The following is a 15,396-nucleotide window of genomic DNA, read 5'->3' on the forward strand; positions in this document are numbered from 1 at the left end:
CGCGCCCGGCCCCGTGTCGTTTCATGCCCATCAAGCGCTCCCTTCGCGGAGCGCCCATCCGGAGACCACGACGTGGACGTCACTTTCCAGTTCGACTGGCAGGCGGCCATCGCCTCGATTCCCTACCTGCTCAAGGGCATCCCCTGGACGCTGCTGATCTCGTTCGGAGGCCTGGCCATCGGCTTCATCATCGGTATCGTCTTCGGCCTGCTGCGCATCAATCCGATCCGCCTGCTGCGCTGGCCGGCGATCGCCTACATCGAAATATTTCGCGGCACCCCGGTGCTCGTCCAGGTGCTGTTCATCTTCTACGGGCTGCCACAGATCATCGGCGGGCCGATCAATGCGCTCACCGCCGGTATCGCCGCCATCGCCCTCAACGCCGGTGCGTATATTTCGGAGATCGTCCGCGGCGGCGTGCAATCGATCGAGAAGGGCCAGCGCGAGGCAGGCCTGTCGCTGGGCCTGTCGCGCACCCAGGCATTTCGCTACATCATCTGGCCCCAGGCGCTGCGGCGCATGATTCCGGCGCTCGGCAACCAGGGCATCGTCAGCATCAAGGACACCTCGCTGTTCTCGGTGATCGGCGTCGGCGAGCTGGTCCGCCAGGGCCAGGTCTACATCGCCACCACCTTCACCGCGCTGGAGGTCTACTTCATGGTCGCGCTGATGTATCTGGCGATCACGCTGAGTCTGTCTTTTGCCCTGCGGTTGCTCGAACGCCGCGGCCTGGTCGGTCAATGAGGAGCACGCCATGAACGATTCACAGCGTCACGACGCCGCCCGGACCGCCGACAAGGCGCCCATGGTCAGGATGGACAAGGTCAACAAGCATTTCGGTTCGCTGCATGTGATGCAGGACATCGACCTCGAGGTGGCCACCGGCGAGGTGGTGGTGATCGTCGGTGCCAGCGGCTCGGGCAAATCGACCCTGATCCGCTGCGTCAACGGCCTCGAGGAGTTCCAGAGCGGGGCCATCGAGGTCGACGGCAATCAGTTGCTGCCCTACGGCAAGAGCGGCAAGTCGCTGCAGACCATCCGCACCGAAGTCGGCATGGTCTTTCAGCAGTTCAATCTGTTTCCCCACCTCTCGGTGCGCGACAATGTCACCCTGGCGCCGCTCAAGGTGCGCGGCTGGGATCGCCGGCGTTCGACCGAGATCGCCGACCGGCTGCTCGAAAGGGTCGGCATCACGGACCAGGCCGACAAGTACCCCAATCAGCTCTCCGGCGGCCAGCAGCAGCGGGTCGCCCTGGCCCGGGCGCTGGCCATGGAACCGCGGCTGATGCTGTTCGACGAGCCGACCTCGGCACTCGATCCGGAAATGATCGGCGAAGTGCTCGATGCCATGCGCGAGCTGGCCAACGAGGGCATGACGATGATGATCGTCACCCACGAGATGGGCTTCGCCCGCGAAGTCGCCGATCGGGTGATCTTCGTTCACGGCGGGCGTATCGTCGAACAGGGCCCGCCGGGCGAGATCTTCGACAATCCCCGCCACGAGCGCACCCAATCCTTCCTCGCGCGGGTCCTCAAGCACTGACGGAGCCCTTGTTCTGGTTACCGCCCGTCCAGGCGGTGACAAGTATGCCTGTCCTTACTTCGGGCCTTGTCCGAAGCGTGCCGGGAGCGTCGACTCGGCAGACGCTCCCGGGCACCCGGTTCGACTCCCGCCTCGTACGAAAAGCCGCCCACAGCGGCTTTTTTCGCCTGTGGATAATTATTTTTCCGCGACGCTGACGATCTTTCCACAGCCCGCGTCACAGGCGCCTTCCACCCTTCGACGACCGGCTGTTGATCGATACCGGCAAAGCCCAGGTACTCGACGGTGGATAAGCGGGGCACAAGTCCAGCTGTGGATAGGACGCTCTTTCGTCCACAGCCTGACGACCGTCCATACAGACGCCGTCGACTCGTTTTGCAATGCACCATCAACAATGCAAATTTATGATTCCATTAAACTAAAACCACTTTTCCACAAAAAATGTCCACACTAGTAGTAATAACAACAACAGAACTTCTTCTTTATATACTTACTTTATTATTGATAGTGATTCGGTGACCCAGCGTCCGCCGGGGTGTGTGGAAAACCCCTGACGGTTACCCACAGGGACGTTATACTGGCGCGCTTGATCACATTCGCCAGAAACGCACGCGCATCGCGCAAGTCGAGGTAACAACGTGGATTATCCCAACCGCTTCGATGTCATCGTCATCGGCGGTGGCCATGCGGGAACGGAAGCCGCACTGGCCGCCGCTCGCATGGGGTGCCAGACACTACTGCTGACGCACAACATCGAGACCCTGGGACAGATGTCCTGCAATCCGGCCATTGGCGGCATCGGCAAGAGCCACCTGGTCAAGGAGATCGATGCCCTGGGTGGCGCAATGGGGCTGGCAACCGATCGGGCCGGTATCCAGTTCCGAGTGCTCAACGCCCGCAAGGGGCCTGCCGTTCGCGCGACCCGGGCTCAGGCCGACCGTGTACGCTACAAGGCAGCCATTCGCGGCATGCTCGAGAACCAGCCCAACCTGACGCTGTTCCAACAGGGTGTGGATGACTTGATCGTCGACGGCGATACGGTCTGCGGCGCGGTGACCCAGACCGGAATTCGCTTCCATGCCGAGACCGTGGTGCTGTGCACCGGGACCTTCCTCGGCGGGGTCATCCACATCGGTCTCGACACCCATACCGGCGGTCGCGCCGGCGATCCGCCGGCCAATGCCCTGGCGCAGCGGCTGCGCGCACTGCCGTTTCGTGTCGACCGACTCAAGACCGGGACGCCGCCGCGTATCGATGCCAAGAGCGTCGATTTCACGACCCTCGAGGAGCAACACGGTGACGCCCCCACCCCGGTGATGTCCTACCTGGGCACCCGCGAGATGCATCCGCGGCAGGTGAGTTGTCACATTGCTCACACCAACGAGCGTACCCACGAGATCATCTTCGCCAATCTCGACCGCTCGCCGATGTATTCCGGAGTGATCGAAGGCGTCGGGCCGCGCTACTGTCCGTCGATCGAGGACAAGGTTCATCGCTTCGCCGACAAGGCGAGCCATCAGATATTCATCGAACCCGAGGGGCTGGAGACCAACGAACTCTACCCCAACGGCATCTCCACCTCGTTGCCGTTCGACGTGCAGCTCGAGGTGGTGCGTTCGATCAAGGGGCTGGAAAACGCTCACATCACGCGGCCGGGTTATGCCATCGAGTACGATTTCTTCGATCCCCGCGATCTGAGGCACTCGCTGGAAACCAAGTTTACCCACAACCTGTTCTTCGCCGGACAGATCAACGGCACCACCGGGTACGAGGAGGCCGGCGCCCAGGGGCTGCTGGCCGGCATCAATGCCGCCCTGCGGGTACGCGGCGAGGCCAGCTGGTGCCCGCGTCGCGACGAGGCCTACCTCGGCGTGCTGGTCGACGACCTGATCACCATGGGCACCCAGGAGCCCTACCGGATGTTCACCTCGCGCGCCGAGTACCGCTTGCTGCTGCGCGAAGACAACGCCGATCTGCGGCTGACCGAAACCGGCCGTGAGCTGGGTTTGATCGACGACGCCCGCTGGTCGGCCTTCGCCGCCAAGCGCGAGGCGATCGCCGACGAGCAGGCGCGGTTGCAGGCGACCTGGATCCACCCGGGCTCGGAGCAAGCCGAGCGACTCGCCGCCAAGCTGCCCAAGCCCCTCAAGCGCGAATTCAGCCTGCTCGAACTGCTCAAGCGTCCGGAGCTGGGTTATGCCGATCTCGTCGATGCCGACGGCGTTGCCGACGAACGCGTCGCCGAACAGATCCAGATCCAGGCCAAGTACCAGGGATACATCGACCGCCAGCAGAACGAGATCAACAAGCTCAAGCGCCAGGAAGCGACACCGTTGCCGGCCGATCTCGACTATGCCCGGGTCGAGGGGCTGTCCAACGAGATTCGCGACAAGCTCAGTGCGGCGCGCCCGGAGACGCTGGCGCAAGCCGGCCGCATCTCCGGGGTTACTCCGGCGGCGGTGTCTATCCTGCTGATCTACCTGAAAAAACACCGTCTTCTCGGCGAGGTGCGTGACGACGACGATCGCGCGGTGAATGCATGACGCCGGGCTGCGAGCGGCTTCTCGACCACGGTCTCGACGAACTGAGCATCGGCGTCGACGGCCAGGCACGCGAGCGTCTGCTGGCGCTGCTGGCGTTATTGCACAAGTGGAATCGCGCCTATAACCTCACCGCAGTGCGCGACCCCGAGGCCATGGTGACTCGTCACCTGCTCGACAGCGCCTCGGTGGCCTCCGCGGTGCACGGCCCACGGCTTCTGGATGTCGGCGCCGGGCCCGGGTTGCCCGGGCTGGTGCTGGCGATTCTCGATCCGACGCTTGCCGTGACGCTGCTCGACAGCAACGGCAAGAAGGTCCGGTTTCAGCGCCAGGCAGTGCTCGAGCTGGGGCTCGCCAATGTCGAACCGGTGCAGGCGCGCGTCGAGGATTTCAGCGCCGTGCCGTTCGATCAGATCATTTCGCGGGCCTTCGCCAGTCTCGCCGATTTCGTCACCCTCAGCGATCGACTGCTGGCCGTTGACGGCGAATGGCTGGCGATGAAGGGACCGGCCTGCGAGGATGAGGCGAGCCGATTGCCGGCCTCGGTCGTGCTCGGCGAGCGTCGTCGGCTCAGCGTGCCCGGCGATTCGGCCGTCCGCCACCTGCTGCACCTGCGTCGGCGCTAGCCGGCGACTTGGGGATCATCGTCGAGAAGGGAGTCACCCGTGACCAAGATCATCGCCTTGACCAACCAGAAGGGCGGCGTTGGCAAGACCACTACCGCGGTCAATCTGGCGGCCTGCCTGGCGGCGCTCGATCGCCGCGTGCTGCTGGTCGATCTCGATCCGCAGGGCCATGCCACCATGGGCAGCGGGGTCGACAAGCACGAGCTGGATGGCAGCGTGCTCGACGTGCTGCTCGGCGACAAGCGGGCCGCCGAGGTCATTCTCGATTGCCCCGAGGCCGGTTATGCGCTGCTGCCGGGCAATGCCGATCTGACCGCCGCCGAAGTCGACCTGCTCGATCGCGAGGGCCGCGAGCGCTGCCTGCACGAGGCGATCAGCGGCGTGGCCAGCGAGTACGATGTGGTGCTCATCGACTGCCCGCCGTCGCTCAACATGCTGACCGTCAACGGCCTGACCGCCGCCGACGGCGTGCTGATACCGCTGCAGTGCGAGTTCTACGCCCTCGAGGGGCTCTCGGCGCTGCTCGATACCGTCGAGCAGATCCAGGCCAGCGTGAATCCCGCCCTGCAGGTGTTCGGCATCGTCCGCACCATGTACGACAACCGCAACAGCCTGACCCGCGACGTCACCAAGCAGCTGCGGGAGTATTTCGGCGATACCCTGCTCAAGACCGCCATCCCCCGCAACGTGCGGGTCGCCGAGGCGCCCAGTCACGGCCTGCCGGTGACCAAGTACGCGCGCTTTTCGCGTGGCAGCCAGGCCCATCGGGTGCTGGCCAAGGAACTCATTCGTCGCCTCTCGCTATGAGCCGGGATAACCCACCAAGGAGCGCCCCATGACTCGCAAACGTGCCCTGGGCCGTGGCCTGGATGCCCTGATCGGGGCGAACGCCCGCCGTCGCGACCTGCTCGATGCCGACATCCAGATCGATGGGCCGCTGGAAGACGGCGATGCGCAGCCGTCGGCAAGCGGCGAAGAGCGCCTGGCGCGCCTGCCGCTCGGCCAGCTGAGTCGCGGCAAGTACCAGCCGCGCCGCGAGATCCAGCCGGAAGCGCTCGAGGAACTCACCGACTCGATCCGCAGCCAGGGCGTGATGCAGCCGATCGTGGTGCGCCCGATCGGCGAGGATCGCTACGAGATCATCGCCGGCGAGCGGCGCTGGCGGGCCGCCCAGCTCGCCGAGCTAGACACCATTCCGGCGGTGGTGCGCGAGGTCAGCGACCAGAGCGCGCTGGCGCTGGCGCTGATCGAGAACATCCAGCGCGAGAACCTCAATCCGGTCGAGGAAGCGATGGCGCTCAAGCGCCTGCTCGAGGAGTTCGAGCTGACCCAGCAGCAGGTCGCCGACGCGGTGGGCAAGTCGCGTGCCCAGGTCGCCAACCTGTTGCGACTGCTGGCGCTCGACCCCGAGGTGCAGACGCTGCTCGAGCGGGGTGATCTCGACATGGGACATGCCCGGGCGCTATTGGTGCTGCCCGCCGTCAAGCAGCGCAAGGCCGCCCACGACGTGGTCAACAACGACCTTACCGTGCGGCAGACCGAAGCGCTGGTGAAGAAATATCAGGAGGGCAAGCCCGCGGAAAGAGCGGCGAACAAGCCTTCCGCCGACGTGGCCCGGCTCGAGAGCAAGCTCGGCGATCTGCTCGGCGCGCCGGTGAAGATTCGCCATGGCCAGAGCGGCAAGGGCCGGGTGACCATCCACTACGCCAGTCTCGACGAGCTCGACGGCATTCTCGAGCACATTCGCTGAACCGCGAGCGGCGGATTCTTAGTTAGCATGTTAACTGGTTTTCCCCGACGATCCTCGCGCTTTGGTCGTAAGGTCGTCTAACTTCGCGCAAATTAGCGGCAGGCTCGGTTGAAGCCGGCACGCCGCTTCCCTATAATCCGCCGAGGTCTGACGCCGAGGGTGCGTTGGGTACGGATACAGCTGCGAATGGCGCCGCACCACACGTGAGAATTTATGCCTGATCCGCTTCCGGCCCGGATAAAGCGCCCTCAGTTCAAACGCCTGCTGGTGGCTCAGGCGATGGTCGTGCTGGCCGCGACGGCAATCGCAGCTATCCTGTCAGGCGCAGCAGCGGTTTCGGCATTGCTGGGTGGTCTGGTTTGCCTGCTGCCCAATGGTTATTTTGCCTGGCGTGCCTTTCGGTATCAGGGGGCTCGATTCGCCAGGGACATCGTCAAGAGTTTCTACCGTGCCGAGGCCGGCAAGTTCGGTTTGACGGCGGCATTGTTTGCCCTGGTATTCATTGCAGTGCCCCCTTCAAACCCCGCTTTCTTCTTTGGCGCTTACGTGGCGACGCTAGGTACGCAGTGGCTGGGCCCATGGCTGCTGCGCCGCCCGTCGCACACCTGACATCGAGGCACTGCAATGGCAACAGGCGACAATCTAACGTCCACGGCGTACATCCAGCACCATCTGCAGAACATGACCTTCGGGCTGCATCCCGAAAACGGCTGGTCGATGGCGGCGACGCCCGAGCAGGCCTCCGAGATGGGGTTCTGGGCGATCCACCTCGACACCATGGGCTGGTCGATCGGCCTGGGTCTCCTGTTCCTGTGGCTGTTCCGCAAGGTTGCCAGGACGGCGAGTACCGGCGTGCCCCAGGGGCTGCAGAATTTCGTCGAGATGATGGTCGAGTTCGTCGACAACTCCGTGAAGGAGACCTTTCACGGCAAGAGCAGGCTGATCGCGCCGCTGTCGCTGACGATCTTCTGCTGGATCTTTCTGATGAACCTGATGGATCTGGTGCCGGTCGATGTGCTGCCGATGCTGGCGCAGAAGATCGGCGCGATGTTCGGCGCCGACCCGGCGCATGTCTACTTCAAGGTCGTGCCGACCACCGACGTCAACGCCACCCTGGGCATGTCGCTGTCGGTTTTCGCGTTGATCATCTTTTACGCGATTCGCTCCAAGGGGGTGTCGGGCTTTATCGCCGAGTTGACGCTGCACCCGTTCAACACCCCCAACAAGTTTTTCCAAGTGCTACTGATACCGATCAACTTCCTGCTCGAGGTAGTGACGTTGCTGGCGCGCCCCATTTCGCTGGCGCTGCGTCTGTTCGGCAACCTCTATGCCGGCGAATTGATCTTCATCCTGATCGCCATGCTGGGACTCTGGCAGTTGCCGCTGCACTTCGCCTGGGCAACCTTCCACATCCTGATCATTGTCCTGCAGGCCTTCATCTTCATGATGCTGACGATCGTCTACCTGAGCATGGCGACCGAAGAGCATTGACCGTGTAACCCCGTTAACCCGTAACCCGCTAAACCACTTGACTTGAAATTGGAGTGAACCATGGAAGCACAAGTTCTGGGCATGACCGCTATCGCCGTGTCTCTGCTGATCGGCCTGGGTGCCCTGGGTACCGCCATCGGCTTCGGTATCCTGGGTGGCAAGTTCCTGGAAGGCGCCGCACGCCAGCCGGAGATGATTCCCCAGCTGCAGGTGAAGATGTTCATCGTCGCCGGCCTGCTCGACGCCGTGACCATGATCGGTGTCGGTATCGCGTTGTTCTTCACCTTCGCCAACCCGTTTGTCGGTTAAATCGCGGTCGGTCGCGAGACCTTCCGGGACGTTAACCCACAAATTTGTGAAGCGAGAGGTGCTGGCGTGAATCTGAACCTTACCCTGATCGGTCAGGCCATTGCCTTCGCGGTGTTCGTCTGGTTCTGCATGAAGTACGTATGGCCCCCGGTCATGCAGGCGCTGCAGGAACGCCAGAAGAAGATCGCCGATGGTCTGGACGCTGCCAGCCGTGCCACCCGTGACCTCGAACTGGCCCAGGAACAGGCCAACGAGACGTTGCGCGAGAGCAAGGAGCAGGCAGCCGAGATCCTTGAACAGGCCCATAAGCGGTCCAACCAGATGATCGAGGAGGCGCGCGACAACGCCCGCCAGGAGGGCGAGCGCATGATTGCCAACGCCCGTTCCGAGATCGAGCAGGAAATCAACCGCGCGAAGGAAGAGCTGCGTTCGCAGGTGGCGCGACTCGCCGTCGAAGGGGCGGAACGCATCCTGGAATCCTCCATCGACGAGGCCAAACATCGCGAGCTCGTCGACAAGCTCGCCGCCGAGCTCTGAGGAGGTGACCCATGGCTGAGACGTCTACCGTCGCCCGGCCCTACGCCAAAGCGGCGTTCGAGTTCGCGCACGCCCAGGGGGCGCTGCAAGCCTGGTCCGAAATGCTGACATTGGCGGCCCGCGTGGTCGCCGATGACGCTATGCAGTCCCGCGTGCTGGGCAACCCAAGGTTGTCCGGCGACGAAAAGTCCGATGTGATCATCGGCGTCGGCGGCGATGCGTTCAGCGGGGAAGCTATCAACTTCCTGCGGACCCTGGGCCAGAAGAACCGCCTGGCGGCGCTGCCGGCGATCGCCGAGCAATTCGAGCTGCTCAAGGCGCAGCAGGAACAGCGCATGGACGTGACCATCGTCTCTGCCTATCCGCTCGACGCCACGCAGCAGGAAACGCTCGCGAGTGCCCTGGCCAAGCGCCTGAACCGCGAAATCTCCATTACCACTCAGTTGGACAGTGACCTGCTGGGCGGCGTCATCCTGCGTGCCGGCGATACCGTCATCGACGGTTCGGTGCGCGGTCGACTGACCCGTCTGCGCGATTCACTTTCCGTCTGAGTTTGAGGGACATGGCATGCAGCAACTGAATCCTTCCGAGATCAGCGACATCATCAAGCAGCGCATCGAGAAGCTGGATGTCGCATCCGAAGCCCGTAACCAGGGCACCATCGTCAGCGTCTCCGACGGCATCGTGAAGATTCACGGCCTGGCGGATGCGATGTTCGGTGAAATGATCGAATTTCCCGGCAGCATCTTCGGCATGGTGCTCAACCTCGAGCGCGACAACGTCGGTGCCGTGGTGCTCGGCGACTACCAGCAGCTCGAAGAGGGCATGACCGCGCAGTGCACCGGTCGCATTCTCGAGGTGCCGGTGGGCCCCGAGCTGGTCGGCCGCGTGGTCGATGCGCTGGGCAACCCCATCGACGGCAAGGGCGAGATCGACGCCAAGCTGAGCGACGCGGTCGAGAAGGTCGCGCCGGGCGTGATCACCCGTCAGTCGGTCGACGAGCCGATCCAGACCGGTCTCAAGTCGATCGATGCCATGGTGCCGATCGGCCGCGGCCAGCGTGAGCTGATCATCGGCGATCGCCAGATCGGCAAGTCCGCCATCGCGGTCGATACCATCATCAACCAGAAGGGCAAGGGCGTTACCTGTATCTACGTGGCGGTGGGTCAGAAGCAGTCGACCATCGCCAGCGTGGTGCGCAAGCTCGAAGAGCACGGGGCGATGGAACACACCATCGTCGTCGCCGCCGGCGCCGCCGATCCGGCCGCCATGCAGTTCCTGGCGCCGTACGCCGGCTGCTCGATGGGCGAATACTTCCGCGACCGTGGCGAAGACGCGCTGATCGTCTACGACGACCTGACCAAGCAGGCCTGGGCCTACCGTCAGATCTCGCTGCTGCTGCGCCGCCCGCCGGGCCGCGAAGCCTACCCGGGCGACGTCTTCTACCTGCACTCGCGGTTGCTCGAGCGCGCCGCGCGGGTCAATGTCGACTACGTCGAGAAGTTCACCGATGGCGAGGTCACCGGCAAGACCGGTTCACTGACCGCGCTGCCGCTGATCGAGACCCAGGGCGGCGACGTCTCGGCGTTCGTTCCCACCAACGTGATCTCGATCACCGACGGCCAGATCTTTCTCGAGACGGGGCTGTTCAACTCGGGCATCCGTCCGGCGATCAACGCCGGCCTGTCGGTATCCCGCGTGGGCGGCTCGGCGCAGACCAAGATCATCAAGAAGCTGGGCGGCGGCGTGCGTCTGGCGCTGGCCCAGTATCGCGAACTGGCGGCATTCTCGCAGTTCGCCTCGGATCTCGACGAGGCCACGCGCAAGCAGCTCGAACATGGCCAGCGGGTCACCGAGCTGATGAAGCAGAAGCAGTACTCGCCGATGTCCGTGGCCGAAATGGCGCTGTCGCTGTTCGCTGCCAACGAAGGCTTCCTGGACGACGTCGACGTCAGCAAGGTGCTGGATTTCGAGGGCGCGCTGCACGACTACATGAAGTCGGAAAACGGCGAGCTGCTCGACAAGATCAACCAGACCGGCGACTACAGCGACGAGATCAAGCAAGGTCTCAAGTCCGGCGTCGAGCAATTCAAGGCTACTCAGACCTGGTGATCGTTCGGGCCCGCCACACGGCGGGCCCGGGATTTCCCTGAGGGGCCACGAATAAGGTAGATCGCGATGGCAGCTGCAAAAGAGATTCGCACCCAGATCGGGAGCATCAAGAATACGCAGAAGATCACCAGCGCCATGGAAATGGTCGCTGCGTCGAAGATGCGTAAGGCGCAAGAGCGGATGTGGGCCAGCCAGCCGTATGCCAAGCAGATCCGCAAGGTCGTCGGTCATATCGCCAAGGCCAACCCCGAATACCGCCACCCGTACACCCTCGAGCGCGAGGTCGAGCGGGTCGGCTATATCGTCGTGTCCAGTGACCGTGGCCTGGCCGGCGGCTTGAACGTCAATCTGTTCAAGACGCTGGTCAGAGAAGCCAAGGGTTGGCGCGACAAGGGCGCCGAGATCGATTTCGTCGCCATCGGCGCCAAGGCCGGGACCTTCTTCCGCAATCACGGCGGCAACCTGCTTGCCGCCAAGAGCGGACTCGGCGAGTCGCCGGAGCCGAAGGATCTGATCGGTAGTGTCAAGGTAATGCTGGATGCCTTCGACGAGGGCACCCTCGACCGGATCTACGTGGTGTACAACGAGTTCGTCAACACCATGTCGCAGAAGCCGGTGGCGCGCCAACTGGTGCCGCTGGTCACTTCCGACGAGGGGGGCGACGAGAGTGCCGACGAGGAACAGAACCGTCCCGACAACTGGGACTACCTGTATGAGCCGGATGCCCAGGACCTGCTCGACAAGCTGCTCAAGCGCTATGTCGAGGCCCAGGTCTATCAGGCGGTGGTCGAGAATGCAGCCTGCGAGCAGGCGGCGCGCATGATCGCGATGAAGAACGCGACCGACAACGCCGGCGACCTGATCGACGATTTGCAACTGGTGTACAACAAGGCCCGCCAGGCGGCCATTACCCAGGAAATCTCCGAGATCGTAAGTGGCGCCGCCGCGGTATAGCGCGCCGGTGAGGCTAAGCAGGTTTCATTTGCAGGTATAAGAGGAACCAAGATGAGCGGACGTATCGTACAAATCATCGGCGCGGTGATTGACGTAGAGTTTCCGCGGGACGACGTGCCCAAGGTCTACGACGCGCTGAAGGTCTCGGAAACCGAGACCGTACTCGAGGTCCAGCAGCAGCTGGGCGACGGCGTGGTGCGAGCCATCGCCATGGGCTCCACCGAAGGTCTGAAGCGTGGCTACGAAGTCACCAACAGCGGCGCGGCGATCTCCGTGCCGGTGGGCAAGGCCACGCTCGGGCGGATCATGAACGTGCTCGGCGAGCCGATCGACGAAGCCGGCGAGATCGGCGAAGACGAACGCATGCCGATCCACCGCAAGGCGCCCAGCTACGCCGACCAGGCGGCTTCCAACGAGCTGCTCGAGACCGGCATCAAGGTCATCGACCTGGTCTGCCCGTTCGCCAAGGGCGGCAAGGTCGGCCTGTTCGGCGGTGCCGGTGTCGGCAAGACCGTCAACATGATGGAGCTGATCCGCAACATCGCCACCGAGCACAGCGGTTACTCGGTGTTCGCCGGGGTCGGCGAGCGGACCCGCGAGGGCAACGACTTCTACTACGAGATGCAGGAGTCCAACGTCCTCGACAAGGTGTCGCTGGTCTACGGCCAGATGAACGAGCCGCCGGGCAACCGCCTGCGCGTGGCACTGACCGGCCTGACCGTCGCCGAGAAGTTCCGCGACGAAGGCCGCGACGTGCTGCTGTTCATCGACAACATCTACCGCTACACGCTGGCTGGGACCGAGGTCTCGGCGCTGCTGGGCCGCATGCCCTCCGCGGTGGGTTATCAGCCGACACTGGCCGAGGAGATGGGTGTGCTGCAGGAGCGCATCACCTCGACCAAGACCGGCTCGATCACCTCCGTGCAGGCCGTCTACGTGCCCGCGGACGATTTGACCGACCCGTCGCCGGCGACCACCTTCGCGCACCTCGACGCCACCGTGGTACTGGCGCGTTCGATCGCCGAGCTGGGGATCTACCCGGCCATCGATCCGCTGGACTCCACCTCGCGTCAGCTCGACCCGCTGGTAGTCGGCGACGAGCACTACGACACCGCGCGCGGTGTGCAGAACGTGCTGCAGCGCTACAAGGAACTCAAGGACATCATCGCGATCCTGGGCATGGACGAGCTGTCCGACGAGGACAAGCAGTCGGTCAACCGGGCGCGCAAGATCCAGCGCTTCCTGTCGCAGCCGTTCTTCGTCGCCGAGGTCTTCACCGGCGCGCCCGGCAAGTACGTGTCGCTCAAGGACACCATCCGTGGTTTCCAGGGCATCCTCAACGGCGAGTACGACGAACTGCCGGAACAGGCTTTCTACATGGTTGGCACCATCGACGAGGCCGTCGAGAAAGCCAACAAGATGAAGTAAGCCGTCCACCAAGAGGATCAAGGTATGGCGAACAGCTTCCAATGCGAGATCGTCAGCGCCGAACGCTCGATCTTCTCCGGCGAGATCCGCCAGATTGTCGCCGCCGGGACGATGGGCGACCTGGGCATCATGCCGGGGCACGCGCCGCTGTTGACCGAGCTCAAGCCGGGTCCGCTGCGGATCCTCGGCGAGGATGGCGAGGAGAGCATCTACTACGTCGACGGCGGCTTCATCGAAGTCCAGCCGACGCTGGTATCGGTGCTCGCCGACAGCGCGATGCGCGCGCGGGACCTCGACGAGGCCGAGGCCGAGGCGGCGCGCCAGGACGCACAGAAGTCGATCAACGAGCAGAAGTCGGACCTGGACTATACTCGGGCCGCGGCCGAGCTCGCCGAGGCGGTGGCCAAGCTACGCACCCTCGATCAGTTGCGCCGCATGAGCGGTAAGCGCTGATAAGCCTTTAGCGCCGTCAACGAATGCCCCGTGGTTCGCCGCGGGGCATTTTTTTGTGTGTCGGAAGGCGGGCGAGGCATGAGCGACCCTGCAACGGGGGCTGATGCGTGTAAGCCGAACGTATCCGGCAAGGCGAGCCGGCGTTACTGGTAAACGCTGAAAGGCACTAGGCATTGGTCGCGGTAGTCCGCGGACGTTGGTAGCGCCAGGCGGGTCGCCGTAGAATAGCGGGCTATGTTCGGCTCGGTACCTGTACACGAATAAAGGGGTGATGATGACTCTCGATGTAGTGATCCTGGCGGCGGGCCAGGGGACACGGATGCGTTCGACGCGGCCCAAGGTGCTGCACGAACTGGCGGGCAAGGCGCTGATCGATCATGTCATCGCCACCGCCTCGAGCCTGGAGGACGCGCGTCTGCACGTGGTGATCGGTCACGGCGGCGACCAGGTTCGCGAGGCGCTCGCCGATGCCGAGGTCAATTTCGTCGTGCAGGCCGAGCAGAAGGGGACCGGTCATGCAGTGGCCCAGGCGCTCGAGGGACTCGGCGATGGCCAGGTACTGGTTCTGTATGCCGATGTGCCGCTGATTCGACGTGAAACGCTGACGGCTTTGCTCGAGCGGGTCGACGAGCGGTGCATGGGGCTGCTTACCGTCGATCTGGACGACCCCGCCGGCTACGGACGCATCAAGCGCGACGCCGATGGCGAGGCGGTGGCGATCGTCGAGCACAAGGACGCCACCGCGGCGGAACGGACCATTCGCGAGTGCAATACCGGCATCATGGCGATGACCGCGCTGCAGTTGCGCCGCTGGTTGCCCCGGCTTTCCGCCGATAACGTGCAGGGTGAATACTACCTGACCGATGTGATCGCCATGGCCGCCGTCGAGGGCACGGCGATTGCCACCACCCAGCCCGGCTCGCCCGGCGAGGTCGAGGGCGTCAACGACCGCGTGCAGTTGGCACGCCTGGAGCGTGTCTTCCAGGCCGGCGAGGCCGAGCGGCTGATGCGCGAGGGGGTGGCGCTGGCCGATCCATTACGCCTCGACGTGCGCGGCGAGCTCGACTGCGGGCGCGATGTGGTCATCGATGTCGGTTGCGTCTTCGAGGGCCGCGTCGAGTTGGCCGACGACGTTCGAGTGGGGCCGTACTGCGTGATTCGCGACAGCCTCATCGGCCCCGGCAGCGTGATCGAGGCGCATAGCGTCCTCGAGGGGGCGAGCGTCGAGGGCGACAGCCGGATCGGCCCGTTCGCGCGGCTGCGCCCCGGCACGCGGCTGGCACGCGGCGCCAGGATCGGCAATTTCGTCGAGACCAAGAACGCCGATCTCGGCGAGGGCGCCAAGATCAATCACTTGAGCTACGTCGGCGATGCGCGGCTGGGGCGTGGCGTCAATATCGGTGCCGGCACCATCACCTGCAACTACGACGGCGCCAACAAGCACCTTACTGAGATCGGCGATAGCGCCTTCATCGGCTCCAACACCGCACTGGTGGCGCCGGTGACGGTCGGTGAAGGAGCGACCGTGGGTGCCGGTTCGACGATCAGCAGGAATGTCGAGGCCGGCGCGCTGGCGGTGGCGCGTGGCCGGCAGATCAGCAAGCCCGACTGGGTGCGCCCGCAGAAGGCGTCCAAGCGCGATCATTGAGGAGT

At 64.0% G+C, this 15,396-nt stretch carries 16 protein-coding genes; all 16 read left to right on the plus strand.

Annotation, left to right across the window (positions count from 1 at the left end; translation table 11 throughout):
- The first annotated feature begins 72 nt into the window (after positions 1–72).
- The 16 genes from HR9077_RS03190 to glmU all read left to right on the plus strand — a co-directional run bounded on the left by HR9077_RS03190 (position 73) and on the right by glmU (position 15,391).
- Complete coding sequence (locus tag HR9077_RS03190; protein ID WP_136065050.1) at positions 73–744, plus strand: amino acid ABC transporter permease; 672 nt, start codon at positions 73–75, stop codon at positions 742–744.
- A gap of 10 nt (positions 745–754) precedes the next feature.
- Positions 755–1,543, plus strand: a complete 789-nt coding sequence (locus tag HR9077_RS03195) for an amino acid ABC transporter ATP-binding protein (RefSeq protein ID WP_280178402.1) — start codon at positions 755–757, stop codon at positions 1,541–1,543.
- Between the two features lie 638 nt (positions 1,544–2,181).
- Positions 2,182–4,086, plus strand: coding sequence for a tRNA uridine-5-carboxymethylaminomethyl(34) synthesis enzyme MnmG (gene mnmG, locus HR9077_RS03200; RefSeq protein ID WP_136065052.1), 1,905 nt, complete (start codon positions 2,182–2,184; stop codon positions 4,084–4,086).
- Positions 4,083–4,709, plus strand: a complete 627-nt coding sequence (rsmG, locus tag HR9077_RS03205) for a 16S rRNA (guanine(527)-N(7))-methyltransferase RsmG (protein WP_136065054.1) — start codon at positions 4,083–4,085, stop codon at positions 4,707–4,709. Before mnmG ends, rsmG begins: the two co-directional genes overlap by 4 nt.
- 39 nt (positions 4,710–4,748) lie before the next feature.
- Entirely contained in the window at positions 4,749–5,516 is a 768-nt protein-coding gene (locus HR9077_RS03210) for a ParA family protein (protein ID WP_136065056.1), read from the plus strand.
- Positions 5,517–5,544: 28 nt separating this feature from the next.
- Positions 5,545–6,459: a ParB/RepB/Spo0J family partition protein gene (locus HR9077_RS03215; protein ID WP_136065059.1), complete on the plus strand. Its 915-nt coding sequence runs from the start codon at positions 5,545–5,547 to the stop codon at positions 6,457–6,459.
- A 213-nt stretch (positions 6,460–6,672) separates the two neighbouring features.
- Positions 6,673–7,068 carry a F0F1 ATP synthase subunit I gene (locus HR9077_RS03220; RefSeq protein WP_136065061.1) on the plus strand — a complete coding sequence of 132 codons (396 nt, stop codon included), beginning with the start codon at positions 6,673–6,675 and terminating at the stop codon, positions 7,066–7,068.
- A 15-nt stretch (positions 7,069–7,083) separates the two neighbouring features.
- Positions 7,084–7,950 carry a F0F1 ATP synthase subunit A gene (atpB, locus tag HR9077_RS03225; RefSeq protein ID WP_136065063.1) on the plus strand — a complete coding sequence of 289 codons (867 nt, stop codon included), beginning with the start codon at positions 7,084–7,086 and terminating at the stop codon, positions 7,948–7,950.
- A 60-nt stretch (positions 7,951–8,010) separates the two neighbouring features.
- Positions 8,011–8,259 (plus strand): F0F1 ATP synthase subunit C, encoded by a 249-nt coding sequence (atpE, locus tag HR9077_RS03230; protein ID WP_011508579.1) that lies wholly within the window; start codon positions 8,011–8,013, stop codon positions 8,257–8,259.
- Between the two features lie 66 nt (positions 8,260–8,325).
- A complete protein-coding gene (locus HR9077_RS03235) occupies positions 8,326–8,796 on the plus strand; it encodes a F0F1 ATP synthase subunit B (RefSeq protein WP_136065065.1) in 471 nt (156 codons plus the stop codon).
- Positions 8,797–8,807: 11 nt separating this feature from the next.
- Entirely contained in the window at positions 8,808–9,347 is a 540-nt protein-coding gene (locus tag HR9077_RS03240) for a F0F1 ATP synthase subunit delta (RefSeq protein WP_136065067.1), read from the plus strand.
- 16 nt (positions 9,348–9,363) lie between these two features.
- Positions 9,364–10,908, plus strand: a complete 1,545-nt coding sequence (atpA, locus tag HR9077_RS03245; protein WP_136065069.1) for a F0F1 ATP synthase subunit alpha — start codon at positions 9,364–9,366, stop codon at positions 10,906–10,908.
- A 66-nt stretch (positions 10,909–10,974) separates the two neighbouring features.
- Entirely contained in the window at positions 10,975–11,862 is an 888-nt protein-coding gene (gene atpG, locus HR9077_RS03250) for a F0F1 ATP synthase subunit gamma (RefSeq protein ID WP_136065071.1), read from the plus strand.
- A gap of 51 nt (positions 11,863–11,913) precedes the next feature.
- Positions 11,914–13,290, plus strand: a complete 1,377-nt coding sequence (atpD, locus tag HR9077_RS03255) for a F0F1 ATP synthase subunit beta (protein WP_136065073.1) — start codon at positions 11,914–11,916, stop codon at positions 13,288–13,290.
- Positions 13,291–13,314: 24 nt separating this feature from the next.
- Positions 13,315–13,743 carry a F0F1 ATP synthase subunit epsilon gene (locus tag HR9077_RS03260; RefSeq protein ID WP_136065075.1) on the plus strand — a complete coding sequence of 143 codons (429 nt, stop codon included), beginning with the start codon at positions 13,315–13,317 and terminating at the stop codon, positions 13,741–13,743.
- A 274-nt stretch (positions 13,744–14,017) separates the two neighbouring features.
- Entirely contained in the window at positions 14,018–15,391 is a 1,374-nt protein-coding gene (gene glmU, locus HR9077_RS03265) for a bifunctional UDP-N-acetylglucosamine diphosphorylase/glucosamine-1-phosphate N-acetyltransferase GlmU (protein WP_136065077.1), read from the plus strand.
- The last annotated feature ends 5 nt before the right edge of the window (positions 15,392–15,396 follow it).

This window comes from Modicisalibacter radicis (genome assembly GCF_900961225.1).
In the GTDB taxonomy this organism is placed as follows: Bacteria; Pseudomonadota; Gammaproteobacteria; order Pseudomonadales; family Halomonadaceae; genus Modicisalibacter.